This is a genomic window from Ralstonia psammae (genome assembly GCF_958405935.1).
Taxonomy (GTDB): Bacteria; Pseudomonadota; Gammaproteobacteria; order Burkholderiales; family Burkholderiaceae; genus Ralstonia; species Ralstonia psammae.
The window spans coordinates 185,111-203,659 of record NZ_CATZBU010000005.1 but is presented as its reverse complement, the minus strand read 5'-3'; the positions used below and the strand labels follow the sequence as shown (position 1 = coordinate 203,659).

General features: G+C 62.6%; 20 protein-coding genes. 7 read left to right on the top strand and 13 right to left on the bottom strand.

The genetic code is table 11. From position 1 onward, the window contains the following. Positions 1–20: 20 nt before the first annotated feature. Together R2N16_RS13095 and R2N16_RS13090 are read right to left on the bottom strand one after the other, a co-directional pair. Positions 21–1,169, bottom strand: coding sequence for an ABC transporter substrate-binding protein (locus tag R2N16_RS13095; protein WP_316666149.1), 1,149 nt, complete (start codon positions 1,167–1,169; stop codon positions 21–23). Positions 1,170–1,324: 155 nt separating this feature from the next. Further along, entirely contained in the window at positions 1,325–1,930 is a 606-nt protein-coding gene (locus tag R2N16_RS13090; RefSeq protein WP_316666148.1) for a short chain dehydrogenase, read from the bottom strand. A 107-nt stretch (positions 1,931–2,037) separates the two neighbouring features. Here R2N16_RS13090 and crgA point away from each other — a divergent pair, with 107 nt between their 5' ends. Together crgA and R2N16_RS13080 are read left to right on the top strand one after the other, a co-directional pair. Next, positions 2,038–2,946, top strand: a complete 909-nt coding sequence (gene crgA, locus R2N16_RS13085) for a LysR family transcriptional regulator CrgA (RefSeq protein WP_316666146.1) — start codon at positions 2,038–2,040, stop codon at positions 2,944–2,946. 5 nt (positions 2,947–2,951) lie between these two features. After that, positions 2,952–3,167 (top strand): DUF3820 family protein, encoded by a 216-nt coding sequence (locus R2N16_RS13080; RefSeq protein WP_316666145.1) that lies wholly within the window; start codon positions 2,952–2,954, stop codon positions 3,165–3,167. A gap of 12 nt (positions 3,168–3,179) precedes the next feature. Here the strand turns inward: R2N16_RS13080 and R2N16_RS13075 are convergent, their stop codons facing one another. Next, positions 3,180–4,076: a LysR family transcriptional regulator gene (locus tag R2N16_RS13075; RefSeq protein WP_316666144.1), complete on the bottom strand. Its 897-nt coding sequence runs from the start codon at positions 4,074–4,076 to the stop codon at positions 3,180–3,182. Between the two features lie 103 nt (positions 4,077–4,179). On the opposite strand from R2N16_RS13075, the gene R2N16_RS13070 reads away from it, so the two are divergent. Further along, entirely contained in the window at positions 4,180–5,139 is a 960-nt protein-coding gene (locus R2N16_RS13070) for an SDR family oxidoreductase (protein ID WP_316666142.1), read from the top strand. On the opposite strand, the gene R2N16_RS13065 is transcribed toward R2N16_RS13070, so the two are convergent. Further along, a complete protein-coding gene (locus R2N16_RS13065) occupies positions 5,125–5,676 on the bottom strand; it encodes a phosphonate degradation HD-domain oxygenase (protein WP_316666141.1) in 552 nt (183 codons plus the stop codon). The genes R2N16_RS13070 and R2N16_RS13065 overlap by 15 nt on opposite strands. Before the next feature lie 169 nt (positions 5,677–5,845). Here R2N16_RS13065 and R2N16_RS13060 point away from each other — a divergent pair, with 169 nt between their 5' ends. After that, positions 5,846–6,223 carry a cupin domain-containing protein gene (locus R2N16_RS13060; RefSeq protein WP_316666140.1) on the top strand — a complete coding sequence of 126 codons (378 nt, stop codon included), beginning with the start codon at positions 5,846–5,848 and terminating at the stop codon, positions 6,221–6,223. On the opposite strand, the gene R2N16_RS13055 is transcribed toward R2N16_RS13060, so the two are convergent. Both R2N16_RS13055 and R2N16_RS13050 read right to left on the bottom strand, forming a co-directional pair. Continuing rightward, positions 6,213–6,971, bottom strand: a complete 759-nt coding sequence (locus R2N16_RS13055) for a sulfite exporter TauE/SafE family protein (protein ID WP_316666139.1) — start codon at positions 6,969–6,971, stop codon at positions 6,213–6,215. The genes R2N16_RS13060 and R2N16_RS13055 overlap by 11 nt on opposite strands. Positions 6,972–6,995: 24 nt before the next feature. Continuing rightward, the gene (locus tag R2N16_RS13050; protein ID WP_316666138.1) at positions 6,996–7,481 is read right to left on the bottom strand and encodes a hypothetical protein; all 486 of its coding nucleotides are present in this window, start codon (positions 7,479–7,481) and stop codon (positions 6,996–6,998) included. 76 nt (positions 7,482–7,557) lie between these two features. On the opposite strand from R2N16_RS13050, the gene R2N16_RS13045 reads away from it, so the two are divergent. Further along, entirely contained in the window at positions 7,558–7,809 is a 252-nt protein-coding gene (locus tag R2N16_RS13045; protein ID WP_316666136.1) for a hypothetical protein, read from the top strand. Between the two features lie 233 nt (positions 7,810–8,042). Here the strand turns inward: R2N16_RS13045 and R2N16_RS13040 are convergent, their stop codons facing one another. From R2N16_RS13040 to R2N16_RS13015, 6 genes are all read right to left on the bottom strand, one after another. Beyond that, complete coding sequence (locus R2N16_RS13040; RefSeq protein WP_316666135.1) at positions 8,043–9,029, bottom strand: branched-chain amino acid ABC transporter permease; 987 nt, start codon at positions 9,027–9,029, stop codon at positions 8,043–8,045. A 14-nt stretch (positions 9,030–9,043) separates the two neighbouring features. Beyond that, the gene (locus tag R2N16_RS13035) at positions 9,044–9,928 is read right to left on the bottom strand and encodes a branched-chain amino acid ABC transporter permease (RefSeq protein WP_252692275.1); all 885 of its coding nucleotides are present in this window, start codon (positions 9,926–9,928) and stop codon (positions 9,044–9,046) included. A gap of 81 nt (positions 9,929–10,009) precedes the next feature. Beyond that, positions 10,010–11,218: an ABC transporter substrate-binding protein gene (locus R2N16_RS13030; protein ID WP_316666133.1), complete on the bottom strand. Its 1,209-nt coding sequence runs from the start codon at positions 11,216–11,218 to the stop codon at positions 10,010–10,012. Positions 11,219–11,292: 74 nt separating this feature from the next. Beyond that, positions 11,293–12,033 carry an ABC transporter ATP-binding protein gene (locus tag R2N16_RS13025; protein ID WP_316666131.1) on the bottom strand — a complete coding sequence of 247 codons (741 nt, stop codon included), beginning with the start codon at positions 12,031–12,033 and terminating at the stop codon, positions 11,293–11,295. Positions 12,034–12,109: 76 nt separating this feature from the next. After that, positions 12,110–12,880 carry an ABC transporter ATP-binding protein gene (locus R2N16_RS13020; protein ID WP_316666130.1) on the bottom strand — a complete coding sequence of 257 codons (771 nt, stop codon included), beginning with the start codon at positions 12,878–12,880 and terminating at the stop codon, positions 12,110–12,112. Positions 12,881–13,124: 244 nt separating this feature from the next. After that, the gene (locus R2N16_RS13015; RefSeq protein WP_316666129.1) at positions 13,125–14,759 is read right to left on the bottom strand and encodes a GMC family oxidoreductase; all 1,635 of its coding nucleotides are present in this window, start codon (positions 14,757–14,759) and stop codon (positions 13,125–13,127) included. 568 nt (positions 14,760–15,327) lie between these two features. Here R2N16_RS13015 and R2N16_RS13010 point away from each other — a divergent pair. Both R2N16_RS13010 and R2N16_RS13005 read left to right on the top strand, forming a co-directional pair. Continuing rightward, positions 15,328–15,921 carry a hypothetical protein gene (locus R2N16_RS13010; RefSeq protein WP_316666128.1) on the top strand — a complete coding sequence of 198 codons (594 nt, stop codon included), beginning with the start codon at positions 15,328–15,330 and terminating at the stop codon, positions 15,919–15,921. Further along, positions 15,912–17,471, top strand: a complete 1,560-nt coding sequence (locus R2N16_RS13005) for a hypothetical protein (RefSeq protein ID WP_316666126.1) — start codon at positions 15,912–15,914, stop codon at positions 17,469–17,471. The genes R2N16_RS13010 and R2N16_RS13005 overlap by 10 nt, the downstream gene beginning before the upstream one ends. 137 nt (positions 17,472–17,608) lie before the next feature. Here R2N16_RS13005 and R2N16_RS13000 read toward each other — a convergent pair whose 3' ends face one another. Beyond that, the gene (locus tag R2N16_RS13000; protein WP_316666125.1) at positions 17,609–18,478 is read right to left on the bottom strand and encodes an alpha/beta hydrolase; all 870 of its coding nucleotides are present in this window, start codon (positions 18,476–18,478) and stop codon (positions 17,609–17,611) included. Between the last annotated feature and the right edge of the window lie 71 nt (positions 18,479–18,549).

The following is an 18,549-nucleotide window of genomic DNA, read 5'->3' as shown; positions in this document are numbered from 1 at the left end:
CGATGGCGCCGGCTACGCCGTCAGTTCTGCAGCTTCCACTTCCCGTCCTTAATCTCCACCATCACCCGTGCCCGCTGATCCAGCCCGAGGTGATCCTTCGCATTCATATTCATCACGCCGTGCGAGATCGCCAGATTGGTCGTCGTCTCCATCGCATCGCGCAGCCCCTTGCGGAACGCAGGCGTGCCGGGTTGCCCCTTCTTCAGCGCTTCGGGCAGCGCGTGCGTGAACAACAAACCGGCATCCCACATGTGTCCGCCGAAGGTGGAAACCTGCCCACCATAGGCCTTCTCATACGCGGTCTTGTACGTCAGCGCCGGCTTCTTCACTGGATTGCTGTCGGGCAACTGCTCGGCCACCAGAATCGGGCCGGCCGGCAAGAACGTGCCTTCGCAGTCCTTGCCGCACACACGCAGGAAGTCGGCGTTCGCCACGCCGTGCGTCTGATACAGCTTGCCCTTGTAGCCACGTTCCTTGAGCGCCCGCTCCGGCAGCGCCGCCGGCGTACCCGAGCCTGCGATCAGCACCGCATCCGGATTGGCCGACATGATCTTCAGCACCTGCCCCGTCACCGACGTATCGGTACGCGCAAAGCGCTCATTGGCAACGACCTTCAGCTTGCGCAGCCCCGCCACCTTGTCGAACTCCTGCGCCCACGAATCGCCATAGGCATCGGCAAAGCCGATCAGCGCGACCGTCTTCACGCCATGGTTGGCCATGTGTTCGGCAATGGCGGTCGCCATGTGCGAATCGTTTTGCGGCGTCTTGAACACCCACGCCCGCTTGGCGTCCATCGGCTCGATGATGCGCGCCGATGCGGCCAGAGTGATCATCGGCGTTTCGCTTTCGGCCACCACATCCACCATCGCCAGCGAGTTGGGCGTGACGGTCGAACCGATCACCAGGTCAACCTTGTCTTCGGTGATGAGCTTGCGCGTGTTCTTGACGGCGGTAGTGGTGTCGGACGCATCGTCGAGCACGATGTACTCGATCTTCTTGCCCGCGATTTCCTTTGGCAGCAGCGCCACGGTGTTCTTCTCGGGAATCCCCAGCGACGCCGCCGGCCCGGTGGCCGACACCGTGATGCCGACCTTCACCTGGGCGAATGCCGTACCTGCCAACAGCGCCGTCGCGGCGAGTGCAATGCGGGATGCGCGCGAAACCTTCATGCCGTCTCCTGGGATGTGCCGAGCGGGTCTGCGCCCGCCCTATCTGGAATTTGGCCGACCGCTGGGTCGGGGATGAAGGAGTCTAGAAGGAGTCACGCCACGCGGGCAAGGGGGAGATACCCCGAACCTTAACGTGTTCACGACCCGGGCAAATTTCAGCCCACGCGATACACCCGCCCGCTCTGCACGCCCTCCACGCTGCGCCGATACGCGAGCGCCGCGCGCGCTGCCGAAACCGGCTCGAAGCCCGGAAAGAACGGCCCATACGCCTCCATCGATTCGGTCAGCACCGTCGGGCTCACCGCGTTGATGCGGATGCCGCGCGGCAGCTCGCACGCGGCGGCGCGCACAAAACCTTCCACGCCCGCGTTCACGGCAGTCGCGTTGGCGCCCTGCGCGATTGGCTCCTGGCCCACGATGCCGGTGGTGAGTGTGATCGAGCCACCATCGTTCAGATAGTACTGGCCGACGAGCGCCAAGCGCACCTGACCGAGCAGCTTGTCCTGCAGGCCGATGTTGAACTCCGTCGCTGTCATCCTGGTCAGCGGCCCGAAGAACAGGTTCCCGGCAGTGGAGACGATCGCATCCACGCGGCCAAGCCTGTCGAACAGCGCAGCCACGCTGTCGGCGTTGGTGATGTCGACCTGATACTCGCCCTGCGTGCGGCCGACGCGAATGATTTCGTGCGCGCCGCCCTGCTCCAGTTCCCCCACCACGGCGCGGCCAAGCGTGCCGCTGGCGCCAATCACGACGATTTTCATGTTCTGCTCCTTCGCAAATCCGGTTGGAATGGCACCTATTCTTGGCCGAACCTGCCATGCGATAAAGCCGTGATACCTTCGGGCATTCCTAATCAATCGTTCGGAATATGGACAAGCTGCGCAGCATGGAAACCTTTGTCGCCGTGGTGGAAGGCGGCAACTTCACCGAGGCGGCGGCGCGGCTCGAGATGTCCGCGGTGATGGTCGGCAAATATGTCAGCGCGCTGGAGACGCAACTGGGCGCGCGCCTGCTCCAGCGCAGCACCCGCCGCCAAAGTCTGACCGACGCCGGCCGCGTGTTCTACGAAGACGCCAAACGCGTGCTGGAACAGGTGCGCTGGGCGGAGACGTCCGTCGAACGGTTGCGCGCGTCGCCCTCGGGCACGCTGCGCGTGAGCGCACCGACCACGTTCGGCGCGTGCGTGGTCGCGCCGTTGGCGGCGACGTTCCAGCAGACGCATCCGCAAGTGCGCGTGGAACTGAACCTGAGCAACAGCATGGTCGACCTCGTCGACGAGGGGTTCGACCTTGCCATCCGCATCGGGACGTTGGGCGACGCCGATCTGGTGGCCAAGCCGCTGTGCGTGTATCGCATGGTCATCTGCGCGTCGCCGGATTACCTCGCGCGATACGGGCGGCCGGCAACACCGGCGGACCTGCCGCAGCATCGCTGCCTATCGCATATGGTGTGGAACAACCGCAATGCATGGCAGCTTGCCGGTTGGAACGGCGGCACGCCATGGCGCGACGATCCGGCCTTCACGTGCAACGACGGCCACGGTTTGCGTGCCGCGGCGGTCGCGGGCGCGGGGCTGTTGTTGCAGCCCGAAGTGCTTGTTGCCGAGGACTTGGCCAACGGCCGGCTCGTGCGCGTGCTACAAGCCTATGCGCCCGAGCCACGGCCGATCCATGTCGTGTATCGGCAGGATCGGCGGCCGTTGCCGAAGCTGACGCGTTTTGTGGCCCACTTGTTGGAACAGGTGGTCACGCTCCTCCCCACATCGTCGGCACAATAGTGACCATGCACCCCGAAGACCTCCAACGCCTCGTCACCACGCAGATGCCCTTCGGCAAGTACAAGGGCCGCCTCATTGCCGACCTGCCGGGTCACTACCTGAACTGGTTCGCACGCGAGGGCTTTCCGCCGGGGCAGATCGGCCGGTTGCTCGCGCTGATGCAAGAGCTGGATCACAACGGCCTGAAGGGTCTGCTCGGCCCGTTGCGCCAGAAGCGGTAACAACGCGATCGATCAATCGCCGTGGATGTACCGCAGCAGCCCGGTCGCGAGCGCATCAAACACGACCCGGCAGCGCGGGCTGTCACGCAGGTCTTCGTGCATGGCGAGCCAGGTGTCGAGGGTGATGGAAATCTGGTCGCCGAACAGCCGAACCAACTCTGCGTTGTGCCGTACCAGGCCGACTTGGCAGAAGCCGACACCAAAGCCCGCACGCAGCGCGGCAATCGCGGCCAAATCACTGTCGGTGCGCAGTGCGAAGCGGTTGCGTTGAATCCACGGCAACTGCGCTCGCATGCTGCGCAGGAACGCATTCTCCTTGTCGTAGCCGATCAACGTGTGGGCTGCGAGTTCTTCCACCGTGGTTGGCGTGCCGCGCTGCGCCAGATAGCGCCGATGCGCAAACAGCCCCAGTTCGATACCGCCCAAGTGCCGCGCGACGAGCACGCCCTGGCTGGGTGGCTGCATGCGCACGGCGATGTCGGCCTCGCGGCGCAGCAGGTCTTCCATTCGGTTCGAGGGCACCAGTTCGAGCGTCAGCTCCGGATATGCGGCGTGCAGATCGGCGAGGATGGGCGGCAGCACTTCCACCGCCACCACCTCGCTGGCGGTGATGCGCACGGTGCCGCGCACGCCCTCGCCCTGGCTGGAGGCGGCGCGCAGCAAGGCGGCGCTGGTGGCTTCGAGCGATTCGGCAAACGGCCGCAGCGATAACGCCGCTTCAGTCGGGCTCAACCCCTGCTGCGTGCGGATGAACAGCGACATGCCCAGCGCCTGCTCCAGCGCATCGACATGCCGCCCCGCCGTGGGCTGGGTCAGCCCCAGCGCCCGCGCTGCACCCGACAGCGAGCCCTCTCGTACGACAGCAAGAAAGGTCCGATACAACTCCCAGCCTGGCTCGGATCTATTCATACAAATTTGTATAGCTGCACACTCATCCTCAACAATTCCATTGAAGCACACTCAGGCCGAGAATGCCTCCATCGCAACGCACACACACAGCGGGAGCACGGTCATGAAACAGGCAAAACGCATCGCATTGGTACTGGGCGCCACCGGCGGCATCGGCGGTGAAGTGGCACGTCGGCTGGTAGCGCGCGGCTGGCATGTGCGGGCGCTGCAACGCAATCCGGATGCGCTGACGAACCGCAACACCGCATTCGAGTGGATTCGCGGCGACGCGATGGTGCGCGAAGACGTGGTGGGCGCCGCGCAAGGCGCGGAGTTGATCATCCACGCCGTCAACCCGCCGGCCTACAAGAACTGGGCGGGCCAGGTGCTGCCGATGATCGACAACACCATCGCCGCCGCTCGCGCCTCAGGTGCGCGCATCGTGCTGCCGGGCACGGTGTACAACTTCGCGCCGGACACATTTCCCGTGCTGCGCGAAACAACAGCGCAGGCACCGCTGACGCGCAAAGGCAAGATCCGCGTCGAACTGGAACGCCGCATGCAGGCCGCCAGCGCCGACGGCGTGCGCAGCCTGATCGTGCGCGCGGGCGATTTCTTCGGGCCGCAAACAAGCAACAACACCTGGTTCGCCGGCGCGCTGGTCAAGCCGGGCAAGCCCGTGCGCACCGTCACGTATCCGGGCGCGGCAGGCATCGGCCATCAATGGGCTTACCTGCCGGACGTGGCCGAAACAATGCTGCGTCTGGTCGAGCAAGGCGACCGTCTGCCTGATTTCGCCGTCTATCACATGCGCGGCCACTGGGATGCCGACGGCACGCAGATGGCCACTTCGATTGGCCGCGCGGTGGGTCACCCGGTCAAGACTCGCGCGTTCCCGTGGTGGCTGATGCCGGCGCTGGCACCGTTCTCGGAGATGCTGCGCGAGATGCGCGAGATGCGATACCTGTGGCAGCACCCGGTTCGCATGGACAACGCCAAGCTCGTGCAGGCTTTGGGTGCCGAACCGCACACGCCCTGGGACGAAGCCGTGGGCGCGACGCTGCGCAGCCTAGGCTGCCACTGAAACCCGCGCGGCCGTCGCCAAGAAGTGGGCAAGGTCGGGCGTGCGCAGCCCGGCTACCTTGGCGAGGTCATCCCACCGCCGCAGTTGCAGTGCGTCGGCAGCGTACGGACGCTGCATGAACGCCTCGGCCTCCTGCGCCGAAAACACGCCGCCCTGCAACGCCAGGCTTCGTATGGAATCCGCTGACAGGCGCGCGTAGTAATGCGCGTCCATCGCGCACAGGCAGCGCTTGGCATCCACATGCAGGCGAATCGGCTCCAGCACGCCATCAGGAAACGTCGGCCGCAGAAACGGCAGCGCAAAGTACTGGTGCTGATCGTCGATGCCGTGGGCGGTGGGTGTCTCGCCTTGCAGGTTCAGCAAATGACCAAGGTCGTGCAGCAGCGCGGCGGTGACGAGTGCGTCCGAGGCGCCGGCCGCCTCGGCAAGCGCGGCGGTCTGCAATGCATGTTCGCGCTGGGTGACGGGCTCGCCGCTGTAGGCGATGTTGCCGTGGCGATCGAACAGCGTGCGGATGTCGTCGAGACTCAGGGCCATGATGCTGCGCGGGTGAAAGCGGAACCTTGCAGCCTAGCCAACCCGTGCGGCAACACGGTGACAGCGCCCCGCGTATTAGCCCGCATGATCGGCGCGATTAGAAAGTTTGGCTGGGAATGCACGGCGCGCGCCCTTATCTTCAGTGCCTCCCCACACATCGGAGCGCCTCATGCTCGCAGGACACGCGGTACAGCTCACGCACGCGCTGGAACAGGTCACGGACTATTGGTCGCCGCGCATTGTCGGTCAGGTTAACGACCAATACATCAAGGTCGCCAAGCTCAAGGGTGAATTCGTCTGGCACGACCACCCGAATGAAGATGAACTGTTTTTCGTGGTCTACGGCCACCTGAAAATCGCCTTCGAAGACCGCGCCGATGTGCATCTCGGCCCCGGCGAATTTTGCGTGGTGCCACGCGGCGTGCGTCACTTTCCCGTTGCCGACGAGGAATGCGGAATCATGTTGATCGAGACCGTGACCACGCAGCACACGGGCGATGTCGTCACCGAGCGCACCGTGGCGCTCGAGAAGCAATTCAACGGATGAAGGCGTCGTAGGCGGTTTTCAGGATCAGCGCCAGCACCACAACGATGAACACCTTGCGCACGAAGCGGCTGCCGTGCCGCAGCGCGAGGTGGCTGCCGACCTGGTTGCCGGCCACGTTGGCCACCGCCATCACCACGCCAAGCTGCCACCACACGTGGCCCTTGACGGCCAACAGCAACAGGGCCGCCACGTTGGTCGCCAGGTTGACGATCTTCGTAGACGCCGACGCGTGCAGGAAGTCGTACCCGAACACGCGCACGAACACGATCATCAGGAAGCTGCCGGTGCCCGGCCCGAACACACCGTCATAGAAACCGATGGCGGCGCCGGCCAGCAGGGCCGCGGCCCGCTCGCGCCAGCCCTTGAGGCTCGGGGCATGATCGGCCCCCAGATTCTTCTTGGCCACCGTATAGATCAGCAGCACCGCCAGCACGAACGGCAGCGCACGGCGCAGCGGTTCGGCCGGGATATGCATGAGCGCCCACGCACCCAGCAGTGAAAAGGCAAACGCCGTGACCACCGCCGGGGCCGTCGCGCCCCAATAGATGCGCACCGTGCGGCCGTAGCGCACCGCCGCCGTGGCCGTGCCCGACATCGACGCGACCTTGTTTGTGCCGATCAACGTGGCGGGTGCGATGTTGGGATACGCCGAGAACAGCGCGGGAATCTGCACCAGGCCGCCGCCACCCGCCACGGCATCGATCAGGCCGGCCAGAAAGCCGGCCACGGCGAGCAAAGCGAATTCCATCAGGAGAACACGAAACAGGAAGGATTAGCCCAGCGACTTGGGCGACGGGCGCGCGCTGCGCCGCCAGCAGCCCGATGCATCCAGGGCAAAGCCGAGCGCTTGCGCGTCATCAGCAGACAGTACCGTCGGCGGCAGCAGGACGTGGAGTATGCCATGTGCCCTGGCGTACTCATTGACGGCAGCCAAGGCGGTATCCCGCGTGGCCATGTCACCGGAAAACACCATCACGCCGACCGGCAACCACGCCACCAAGCCGCCCAGCACCAGATGCGGCACGAGCGTGATCGGCGCCACGCCGGCTAACACCTCGCCCTTTTCCACCAGAAAGCACGGATGCACGCTCGGATGGGCGAGCAGCGTATCGACGGCATGCGCCAACTGCAGCGGCGAGGCGGTCGACGCGATGGCGGCCAGCAGGCGCGGCCGGTCTTCGGGCGTGGCAAGGCGAGTAGAAAACGGGGTCATGGGCGGGCTCTGGCGAAGGGCGCCATTGTCATGCAGCGCGCGCATAGGCGTCGACACCAAATGCATTTCTCTTGTGAACCGGCGCGAACCAGAATGGATCAGTCACCCCACGGAGCCCGCTATGGCCGACCCCACCCGTGCCCTCACCCTGCAATTGCTGCAGTCGCTGTCCGAGCGGCCCCGGCCCTATGCCGAGGTGCTGGAAACGTGGCGGACGTCGTGTCCGCGCTTGTCGATCTGGGAAGATGCGTGCATCGATGGGCTGGTGGACTGCGCCCCGGGGTCGGCGCCTGAGTCGCACCTGGTGACGGTCAGCGCCAAGGGCCGCGCACTGCTGGCAGGTGCCCACGCGGAATGTGATCGCACAAACTAAAAGGCCCTGCCGGGGATCGCCTGGCAGGGCCTTCATCTATTTTGCATCTCCACCGTACGTGCGGTGTGTGCTGTCGTCTCCTCGCTCCCGCCTCATTTATCTCGTGCGAAAACCGTAGCGAGACTGTAAAAGATGCACCGCAATGCAGCAACTAGAGCAAACCCTTACGGTGCATCAAGCACCAAGTTCAGCCGTTGGGGTGAAACTCGCCGGCATCTTCGCGCATTGTGGCGTCAACGTCGCAACCAGGGCACTCGAGCCGCAATTTCGCCCATGATGCCGCGGCGGAAGGTCAACACGCAGATCACGAAGATCGCGCCTGTGACCGTGGTGACCGATTCGCCGAGGATATTGAAGCCGTCGATGCCTGTGGTGCCGGCCAGGAAGCTGCCGATATCGCCAAGCTTGTTTTCCAGCGCAATCACGAGCGCTGCGCCCAGCAGCGGCCCCGACAGGATGCCCAGCCCCCCCACCAGCGTCATCAGGATGACCGAGCCGGACATCGACCAGTGCACGTCGGTCAGCGTCTCGAAGCCGAGCACCAGCGTCTTGAGCGAGCCGGCCAGGCCCGTGAGCGCCGCCGACAGCACGAAGGCCAGCAGCTTGAAGCGATCGGTGTCGTAGCCGAGGGACGTGGCGCGCGGCTCGTTCTCTTTGATGGCCTTGAGGATCTGCCCGAACGGCGAATGGATCGTGCGCACGATCAGCAGAAACGCCAGCGCCACGATGACGAGCACAACGTAATACAGCGTCAGGTCAGACGACAGATCCAGCACGCCGAACAGCTTGCCGCGCGGTACACCTTGCAAGCCATCTTCACCACCGGTGAACGGCACCTGCAGGCAAAAGAAGTACAGCATCTGCGCCAGCGCCAGTGTGATCATCGCAAAGTAAATGCCCTGCCGGCGGATGGCCAGCAGCCCGACGACCAAGCCAATGAACGCGCCCGCTGCGGTGCCGGCCAGCAAGCCAAGCTCCGGTGTGACGTGCAGGTCGCGCATCATGTAGCCGGCCACGTAGCCCGCGCCGCCAAAGAACGCCGCATGCCCGAACGACAGCAGCCCCGTGTAGCCCAGCAGCAGGTTGAACGCAGACGCAAACAGCACGAAGCACAGCAGCTTGGCGACGAACACCGGATACGCGCCCACCAGCGGCGCGGCAATCAGCGCCACCAGCAGCAGGCCGTACAGGACGTATTTGAGGGAAGAAGAGTTGGTCATGTTGGCCGCGCCGCTCATTTCTCTTTACCGAACAGGCCCGCCGGACGCACCAGCAGCACCAGCACCATGATCACGAACACCACGGTAGCCGACGCCTGTGGATAGAACACCTTGGTCAGCCCCTCGATCACGCCCAGGCCCAGACCGGTGACGATCGAACCGAGAATCGACCCCATGCCGCCGATCACCACCACCGCAAACACGGTGATGATCATGCTCTGCCCCATCAGCGGCGAGATCTGGATGACCGGCGCCGCAAGCACGCCGGCAAATGCCGCCAGCGCCACGCCAAAACCGTAGGTGAGTGTGACCATCAACGGCACGTTCACGCCAAAGGCCTCGACCAGCTTCGGATTCTCGGTGCCGGCGCGCAGGTACGCACCCAGCTTCGTCTTCTCGATCATGAACCACGTTGCGAAGCACACCGCCAGCGACGCCACCACCACCCACGCGCGATAGTTGGGCAGCATCATGAAGCCGAGGTCGGTGGCACCCTGCAGCAGTTCCGGCGTGTCATATGGCAAGCCCGACACGCCGTAGATGGCGCGGAACACGCCTTCGATGACGAGCGTCACGCCCAGCGTGAGCAGCAGCCCGTAGAGGTGATCGAGCTTGTAGATGAACCGCAGCAGCGTGCGTTCGATCACCACGCCCAGCAGGCCGATCACCAGCGGCGAGAGCACCAGCATCGCCCAGTACGGCACGCCCAGGTACGAGAAGCCCATCCACGTGAGCACCGCGCCCAGCATGAACAGCGCGCCGTGCGCAAAATTGATGACGTTGAGCAGCCCGAAGATGACCGCAAGGCCCAGGCTCAACATCGCATAGAAAGAACCGTTGACCAGACCCAGCAGCAATTGGCTGAGCATGGCCGGTAGCGGAACGCCGAAGATTTCCATCGCGGTCAGGAAGAGAACACCACACCAACAACGTTGACGGCGCCGCCGCCCGCTCGGGCAGCAGCGCCGGTTCTTACACGCTTACTTCTTCAGCAGCGAGCACTTGGACTCGGCAGGCGTGGTGAAAGCCTGCTCGCCCGGGATCGTCGCCACCACCTTCAGGTAGTCCCACGGCTTCTTCGATTCGGCCGGCGTCTTCACCTGCAGCAGGTACATGTCGTGGATGCCGCGACCGTCCTGGCGGATGTAGCCCTTCGTGTAGAAGTCGTCGATCTTGGTCTTCTTGAGCTGGGCGATGACCTTGTCCGGATCATCCGTGCCGGCCGCAGCCACGGCCTTGATGTAGTTCGACACCGCCGAGTAATCCGCGGCCTGCAGGCTGCTCGGCATCTTCTTCATCTTCATGAAGTAACGGTTGGCGAACTTGCGCGTGGCGTCGTTCATGTCCCAGTACCAGCTGTCGGTCATCAGCAGGCCTTCGGCCGTCTGCAGGCCCAGGCTGTGCACGTCGTTGATGAACATCAGCAGGCCGGCGATCTTCATCGACTTGGTGATGCCGAACTCCTTGGCCGCCTTGATCGAGTTGATCGTGTCGCCGCCGGCGTTGGCCAGACCCAGGATCTGCGCCTTGGACGACTGCGCCTGCAGCAGGTACGACGAGAAGTCCGACGCCGACAGCGGGTGCTTGACCGAACCCACCACCGTGCCGCCGTTGGCCTTGACCACAGCCGTGGTGTCGTTCTCCAGCGAGTGGCCGAACGCGTAGTCGGCGGTCAGGAAGAACCACGATTTGCCGCCCTGTTTGACGACCGCGCTGCCCGTGCCCTTGGCCAGCGCCACCGTGTCATACGCATAGTGGATCGTGTACGGCGTGCACTCTTCGTTGGTCAGGCGCGCCGTGCCGGCACCGATGTCGATGAACACGCGCTTCTTCTCGGACGCCACCTTGTTCATGGCCAGGCCCGTGGCGGAGTTCGTGCCGCCCAGCAGCATGTCCAGGCCTTGCTGGTCCATCCACTCGCGCGCCTTCGATGCGGCGATATCGGCCTTGTTCTGGTGGTCGGCCGTCACCAGCTCGATCGGCTTGCCCAGCACCTTGCCGCCCGCATCCTCGATCGCCATCTTGACCGCCTCGACGCCGCCCTGCCCGTCGATGTCGGCATACAGACCCGAGAGATCGGTGATGTAGCCGATCTTCACCTTGTCGCCGCTCACCTGCGCATGCGCGCCGAATGCAGCCGCGCCCAGCCCTACTGCCATCAATGCACCAGCCAGCTTCTTGAGTGTCATGGTCTTGTCTCCTGTGTCGTGCGCGCCGCGGATCACGCTGGCGCATGGGTCTTGCAAATCGATGGGCAAACGCCTTAGACGCCGAGCAGCTCGTGCAGCACCGGCATCTTGTCCTGCAACTGCGCCGCCTCGAAGCGCTCGACGATGCGGCCGTGTTCCATCACATAAAATCGGTCTGCCAGTGGCGCGGCAAAGCGGAAGTTCTGCTCCACCATCACCACCGTGTAGCCCCGCTTCTTGAGCATCAGGATCATGCGGGCCAGCGCCTGCACGATCACCGGGGCCAGCCCTTCGGAAATCTCGTCGAGCAGCAGCAGGTTCGCGCCCGTGCGCAGAATCCGGCCGACCGCCAGCATCTGCTGCTCGCCGCCCGACAAGCGCGTGCCCTGGCTCTGGCGGCGCTCGGCCAGGTTCGGGAACATCTCGTAGATCTCGGCAATGCTCATGCCTGCATTGCCGGTCTTGGCCACCTGGCCCTTCAGCACCGGCGGCAGCATCAGGTTCTCTTCGCACGAGAGGCTCGAGAAAATGCCGCGCTCCTCCGGGCAGTAGCCGATGCCGCAGTGGGCGATCTTGTGCGTGGGCAGGTCGATCGTTTCCACACTCTGGCCGCTTGCGTCATGCACGACGATCGAGCCCTTGCGCGTGCCCACCAGCCCCATGATGGCGCGCAGCGTGGTGGTGCGGCCCGCGCCGTTGCGGCCAAGCAGCGTGACGACCTCGCCGCGGTTCACGGTCAGGTCGACACCATGCAGGATGTGCGATTCGCCGTACCAGGCGTGCAGGTCCTTGATCTGGAGCGCGGGCGTGCTCATGCAGTGTTCTCGTGTATTCGGGTCTAGCGTTCGGTGACACGGCACACTGCCGCATCGCATGATCGATCAGCGTCGATCAGTGGCCTTCCAGCGCCGCATCGACGGTGCCCATGTAGGCCTCCATCACCTGCGGATTCTTCGAGACGTCTTCGTACGGGCCTTCGGCCAGGATCTGGCCCCGCTGCAGCACCGTGATCTTGTCGGCGATGGACGAGACCACGTTCATGTTGTGTTCGACCATCAAGATCGTGCGGCCCTGCGCGACGCGCTTGATCAGCTCCGTCACGCGGTCCACATCTTCGTGGCCCATGCCCTGCGTGGGCTCGTCGAGCAGCATCAGCTCGGGCTCCATCGCCAGCGTGGTGGCAATCTCCAGCGCACGCTTGCGGCCGTAGGGCAGTTCCACCGTCACGGTGTGTGCAAACTCCGTCAGGCCCACCTGCTCGAGCAGCTCCATCGCGCGTGCGTTCAACTTGTTCAGCGACTGCTCGCTGCGCCAGAACGCATACGCCGTACCGAGTTGCCGCTGCAGCCCCACGCGAACGTTTTCCATCACCGTCAGATGCGGAAACACGGCCGAGATCTGGAACGAGCGGATCACGCCGCGGCGCGCGATCTGCGCCGGCTTTTCCGATGTGATATCGACACCGTTGAACAGAATCGTGCCGCGCGTCGGCACCAGGAATTTGGTCAGCAGGTTGAAACAGGTCGTCTTGCCGGCACCGTTCGGGCCGATGAGCGCATGGATGGACCCACGCTGCACGCGCAGGTTGACGTCGGACACGGCGGTAAAGCCCTTGAAGCCCTTGGTCAGTCCGCGCGTTTCGAGAATGATGTCCTGCGCCATGATTCCCTTTGTCTCCCGCCCTTTTTATGGTGCGGATGATTGTCAACGGCTGTTGCGTTGCAAAACATCGGGGTTTTTACCGAGACGATTACACCCCGCTTACGGCCCGGAAACCCGCATCGGTATTGGCTTTTCGGCTCGCCGGGGGGCGTTACGTAGAGTTACGTATCGGGGCAATGCGGATTGCTTATCCATAGGACACGGGCGGTGTGTCACGCCCGTGTCATCGGCATGGGAATCGGCGTCAGGCTGGCACGGCCTCGCCGCGCGCCCGAGCCTTGCGCGCCGCACGGATCATCTCGCTCGCCTTCTCCGCAATCATGATCGTCGGCGAGTTGGTATTGCCCGAGGTAATCGTCGGCATGACGGAGGCATCGACCACCCGCAGGCCCTCGATACCGCGCACGCGCAGTTGCGCATCGACCACCGCGTTGGCATCGTCCGCGCGCCCCATGCGGCACGTGCCGACCGGGTGGAAGATGGTCGTGCCGATCTCGCCGGCGGCGCGGGCGAGTTCTTCGTCGGTTTGAAACGCCGCGCCGGGCAGGTACTCCTCCGGCTTGTATTGCGCCAGGGCGGGCTGCGCAACAATGCGGCGGGTCAGGCGCAGCGAATCGGCCGCGACCTTGCGGTCTTCTTCTGTGGACAAGTAATTCGGCGCGATGGTCGGTGCGGCAAACGGGTCGGCGGACGCGACATGTACCGTACCGCGCGAGGTGGGCCGCAAATTGCACACGCTCGCGGTAAACGCATTGAACGCGTGCAGCGGATCGCCAAACTTGTCGAGCGAGAGCGGCTGCACGTGGTACTCAACATCGGGCCGCGACACATGCGGATTTGAGCGCGCGAACACCCCCAGCTGCGACGGCGCCATGCTCATCGGCCCGCTCTGGTTGAACGCATACTGCATGCCGATGAGCGCCTTGCCCCACCAGTTGGAGGCGCGCGTGTTGAGCGTCGGCACGCCGTTCACCTTGACCACGCTGCGCAGTTGCAGATGGTCCTGCAGATTTTCTCCGACGCCGGGCAGTGCCTGGCGCACCGGAATGCCGAGCGCCTGCAGACGCTCCGGCTGGCCGATGCCCGCCAGCTCCAGCAATTGCGGCGAGTTGATCGCGCCGGCCGAAAGAATCACCTCTTCGCGCGCCGCCACCGTGTAGTCCTGCCCTGCCCCGCGATACGTCACGCCGGTGCACCGCTTGCCGTCAAACGTCAGCGCCCGCACTTGTGCGCCCGTGACGATGGTGAGATTCGGCCGCTGCGATGCCGGACGCAGAAAGCCCTTGGCCGTGTTCCAGCGGATGCCGCGTTTCTGGTTGACCTCGAAGTAGCCGACGCCGAAGTTATCGCCGCGGTTGAAGTCGCTCGTGCGCGGAATGCCCGCCTGCACGGCCGCCTCGATGAAGGTCTCCAGCACCTGCCAGTGCAGCCGCTGTGGCTCGACGCGCCATTCGCCGTTCGCGCCGTGCCATGCGTTCGCGCCGCCGTGATGGTTCTCGCTGGCCTTGAACAGCGGCAGCACCGCATCCCACTTCCATGAGTCATCGCCGGTGATGGCGGCCCAGCCGTCGTAATCCTCACGCTGACCCCGCATGTAGATCATGCCGTTGATCGACGAGCAGCCACCGAGCACGCGGCCGCGCGGATAGCCGAGCGAGCGGCCGTTCAAGCCGGGCTCTTCACGCGTGCGATACAGCCAGTCGGTGCGCGGATTGCCGATGCAATACAGATAGCCGACGGGAATGTGGATCCAGTGGTAATCGTCTTTACCGCCCGCTTCGAGCAGCAGGACGGAAACGTCGGGGTCGCGGGTCAGGCGGTTGGCGAGGACGCAGCCTGCGGAGCCTGCGCCGATGATGATGTAGTCGTAGGTGTCCATGTCTCCGTGCTTCTTTTCCTTGGTGTTATTGGTTTTTATTTTTGTGGTGCAACCGTCGTTTTATATCCTGCTGAGCTAACTTACTTTCTTCCAAGAACATAAGCAAAGACAGGCGCCATCTAGGCAAGCACGGCCGCGCTGTTCGTCCGCAGAGGTTGCGATCCCATTCTCACCGGCGAAAAGCCATTGTGCACGGATCTGCAATTCAGCGTTCCGGTACAGCCTTGATGCCGGGCTCCGCAACGCTGAGCGCTTGAACATCATTCGCTGGAATACGTTCTCCACGTCCCCACACCCTGCCGGGTAGTCACCGAGATTCCGCGGGACGTAGTACGAACCCTGCAGGCTTGGCCATCGCTACATACAAGGGCGCCGTCAGGCCTACAGCAACACGGAGCGGCGGCTAGGCGGCTGCGACAACCATACCGTTCGAGATGTCAGTCAACACTAAGGAAGATTTCACACACCTGACTTGCAAACGCTTGCCTTCCTTTCTACGTTTCAAGAACGCATTCGAATAAACGTCCAGCGCGGGCGATGAGCCAAACGCCCCGCAAAAGGGGGAGACGTGAAGGCAAAAATCGTGGCCGCGGTTGCCGTGTGCTCAATTGCCGCTGCTTGGTGGTCGTTCTCATCCAAAAGTGAGGGCGAAGGTCACAACCAGGTAACCGGCGCAACAACGGGCAACGCACCAACAACATCCGGGGCCGCTCAAGCCAACAAGAGTTCAGCGCTCAATCCCCAGATTGGCGCGGTCGAGAATCAGGCCGGCCGCCCAGGCGTGAAATCGACGGATTTCGACGCTTCCATCGCCGGCATCGACGCTAACAAAAACGGCATACGCGACGACGTCGAGCACTACATCGAGAAAACATATCCGGATCCGGCACAACGCGCAGCGATGATGCAGTACGCGAAAGCGCAGCAGAACTTCATCCTTACAGCCACCACTCCGGAGAGGGCGCAGCTCGCTGCACGAGAACTATGGCGGTCATTCGCCTGCGCTCGTAGCCAGCTTGGACGGCCATGGCTCGATGCCACCAAGGACGTTCTCGCCATGTACCTCAATACCCGCGATCGGCTGAATGCCCAAGCGAAAGCTCAGGACAATCTAGCCGGGCAAATCGTCGAATCGTATTCAGGAGACAAGCCATGCGACTAAGAGCTGTCGTTCTCACATGCTGCGTCTTTCTTGGAGCCCTGTCGTCGCCAACCGTCGCCCAAGTCGAGACAAAGTGTGAGTCGAGATATCGCATCTATTTCGGCAACGGTATCCGGAATACTCCGCAAGATTGGGAGGCTAGCAAGGAAGAGCTGGCCACAATGATTGGCGCGAGGTTCAACGGTGTCCCTGTCAGCTACGCAAATGCGATCAACCCGACCGGCGGATTCATCGATGACCTTCAACGCGTGTTCGAGCAAAAGTTGGCTGAGAACTCTGAGCTCTCGTGGGAGCTTCTTGTCCGTGCATCGCTGGGGCTGATCAACGGAATTTCTCCAGAACTGGTGCGAATTGCTCTTGATCTGATCATCAAGACAGAAACCGAATCCAGCGCCGAACTGAAGAAGAAGTGGGAAGCTGAGAACAGCTACGTTGACAGTTTGGTCACAACCCACGTGGCGAGCTACACGCAGGACATCGTCGAGAACGGTAGGCGCGTCCTGCTGGTGGCCCACTCTCAAGGCAACCTCTACGGCAACGCTTCGCATCGAATTCTTTATAGCAATCCTGACGTGACGCCGGGCAGTTTCGGGATCGTTGGCGTTGCAACCCCTGCCAATTACGTACCCGGGGGCGGTTCGTATGTGACTTCCGATGCCGATATGGTTATCAATGCCCTCCGATCCATCATTACAGACAAAGTTTTGCCAGCCAATGTTTCAATTCCGTTAGATACGGCAGAACTATCTGGGCACAACTTCATTAAGACTTACATGCACCCAGGGAAGCCCGCCCGGGAAAAAATTCAGTGGATGACGACAGTTGCGCTGAATAAAATTGTGGAACCGAAGGAGGCTTACGATTACAAGATAGTTAGCCATATAGCAAGCAATTATCAGGCATCAATAAGCCCAAATAATGATTTTTATTTTGACTTAAGCGGGTGCCCGCTAGGCTACATATATTGCTTTCACTCAACCGAGTTAAAAACTATATACAATTCGAAAGGTACCGGCTACGACAAACAGGTTCCGAGTGATCGCCCCTCTTTCAATGCCCTAACAACCGAGGCTATAGAGCGGCTATCGGCATTCGATAGTAACGCATCCAATCCAAAAAGTCCTTTGAATTGGTACTTAAAATCGAATCTTCCTTATATATATCTAAGGTCGGATTACAGCTACATAGATGAATCAAACTTCCTGATTTGGGGCACCGATAGCTACGACATCTCCGGAAACCTCTATTCACCACCAAAACAACTTGGAGATTACCTTACTCTCATTGCAGGTCAGTTTTGGGTGCCTGTCCCGCCAGAACCTCTTTGGCGCTCCAGAAATCCCGTTACGCCTCGCGAGGTATTTCAAACGAAAATTCTCCAACCAATAACCACCTCGCTAGACGCAATGAAATACAAAGCAGTTCAATACGAAATCACCGATTTAGATATTGCGTCGCAATCTTGGCTTCCTCAGCCTAGCCACTTTGCTAAAGTGATTCGACTTACCACGAAAATCTGTAAGCCCGATGATCTATATCGAACAAATTGATCAGTTCCTCGGCACACCAGACCAATACCGCTCGCGGATATGCGAGTCTCTTGGCGCCCGACCTCCCTCGCTGTTATGAATAGATGGGCGCCAGGCTCAGTAGAGGGCGAAAGGAGAATCGACCGCCAGAGCCCAAATCAAATCCGCGAAGCCAGCCACTCCGTCATCTTCGCAAACACCTCGCTACGCAGCCGCTCGGCTTCGTTAAAGATCTCGTGATACCCGTTGTCGAACCACGCCAAGGTCCGCAGATCTTCCGGCGCATTCGCATAGAAATCACGGCTGCCGGAAGGATCGACAATCGAATCCGCGCCACCGGCCATCAGCAGCATCGGCGCTTCCAGGCGTGGCGCATCCTGCTGCGCCTGCGTGATCGCATTGAGCATGAACTCCAGCAATGATGCGCTGATTGTGCTTTGCACCAGTGTGTCCGCCCGATAGGCGGCGGCGACGCTCGGATCGTGCGAAAGCTTGGCCGGATCGACGGGATTGGGCACCGGCAGCCGCGGCGCGATGGCGGAGAGAATCCCCCGCACGATGCCCGTTCCGGGCGGCAACTTCACTCGCAGCGCGGGCGATGACAGCAGCACGCCGCGCACGGGCCGGATGCGCGCAGTCGTGAAGCGCGCAACGATCAACCCACCCATGCTGTGGCCGAGGACAAACGGCATCTCGTGCCATTCGGCGACGGCGGCGTCGATGATTTCTGCGAGATCGGTGAGGTAATTGTCCTGCGCGTCGAGCGCCATGCGCGGGCCGCCGCTCTTGCCGTGGCCGCGCAGGTCGAAAGCCCGTACGCGCAGGCCAAGGTCGGTCAGCACCTTGGCCACATGCGGATAGCGGCCGCTGTGTTCAGCCATGCCGTGGACGAGGATGACGGTGCCACGCGGTGCGCCGCTGTCGGGCGTTGGCAACCAGGTACGGACCAGCAGTTCAGTACCGTCCTTCATGCGCTGGCGGGTTTCCAGTGCGGGATGGGCGGTGGCCTGAGCGGGGGCTTGCGTCATCGGCGTCTCCTCCTTGGGTTGCCAGATTGTGGCATAGACGCCGCCTGTCGCAATCTGCGTCAATCGCGCGG

Excerpts from the sequence above, each read along its gene's own strand:
- R2N16_RS13095 (WP_316666149.1), bottom strand. The coding sequence starts at position 1,169 with ATGAAGGTTTCGCGCGCATCCCGCATTGCACTCGCCGCGACGGCGCTG.
- R2N16_RS13090 (WP_316666148.1), bottom strand. The coding sequence starts at position 1,930 with ATGAAAATCGTCGTGATTGGCGCCAGCGGCACGCTTGGCCGCGCCGTG.
- crgA (WP_316666146.1), top strand. The coding sequence starts at position 2,038 with ATGGACAAGCTGCGCAGCATGGAAACCTTTGTCGCCGTGGTGGAAGGC.
- R2N16_RS13080 (WP_316666145.1), top strand. The coding sequence starts at position 2,952 with ATGCACCCCGAAGACCTCCAACGCCTCGTCACCACGCAGATGCCCTTC.
- R2N16_RS13075 (WP_316666144.1), bottom strand. The coding sequence starts at position 4,076 with ATGAATAGATCCGAGCCAGGCTGGGAGTTGTATCGGACCTTTCTTGCT.
- R2N16_RS13070 (WP_316666142.1), top strand. The coding sequence starts at position 4,180 with ATGAAACAGGCAAAACGCATCGCATTGGTACTGGGCGCCACCGGCGGC.
- R2N16_RS13065 (WP_316666141.1), bottom strand. The coding sequence starts at position 5,676 with ATGGCCCTGAGTCTCGACGACATCCGCACGCTGTTCGATCGCCACGGC.
- R2N16_RS13060 (WP_316666140.1), top strand. The coding sequence starts at position 5,846 with ATGCTCGCAGGACACGCGGTACAGCTCACGCACGCGCTGGAACAGGTC.
- R2N16_RS13055 (WP_316666139.1), bottom strand. The coding sequence starts at position 6,971 with ATGGAATTCGCTTTGCTCGCCGTGGCCGGCTTTCTGGCCGGCCTGATC.
- R2N16_RS13050 (WP_316666138.1), bottom strand. The coding sequence starts at position 7,481 with ATGCGCGCGCTGCATGACAATGGCGCCCTTCGCCAGAGCCCGCCCATG.
- R2N16_RS13045 (WP_316666136.1), top strand. The coding sequence starts at position 7,558 with ATGGCCGACCCCACCCGTGCCCTCACCCTGCAATTGCTGCAGTCGCTG.
- R2N16_RS13040 (WP_316666135.1), bottom strand. The coding sequence starts at position 9,029 with ATGACCAACTCTTCTTCCCTCAAATACGTCCTGTACGGCCTGCTGCTG.
- R2N16_RS13035 (WP_252692275.1), bottom strand. The coding sequence starts at position 9,928 with ATGGAAATCTTCGGCGTTCCGCTACCGGCCATGCTCAGCCAATTGCTG.
- R2N16_RS13030 (WP_316666133.1), bottom strand. The coding sequence starts at position 11,218 with ATGACACTCAAGAAGCTGGCTGGTGCATTGATGGCAGTAGGGCTGGGC.
- R2N16_RS13025 (WP_316666131.1), bottom strand. The coding sequence starts at position 12,033 with ATGAGCACGCCCGCGCTCCAGATCAAGGACCTGCACGCCTGGTACGGC.
- R2N16_RS13020 (WP_316666130.1), bottom strand. The coding sequence starts at position 12,880 with ATGGCGCAGGACATCATTCTCGAAACGCGCGGACTGACCAAGGGCTTC.
- R2N16_RS13015 (WP_316666129.1), bottom strand. The coding sequence starts at position 14,759 with ATGGACACCTACGACTACATCATCATCGGCGCAGGCTCCGCAGGCTGC.
- R2N16_RS13005 (WP_316666126.1), top strand. The coding sequence starts at position 15,912 with ATGCGACTAAGAGCTGTCGTTCTCACATGCTGCGTCTTTCTTGGAGCC.
- R2N16_RS13000 (WP_316666125.1), bottom strand. The coding sequence starts at position 18,478 with ATGACGCAAGCCCCCGCTCAGGCCACCGCCCATCCCGCACTGGAAACC.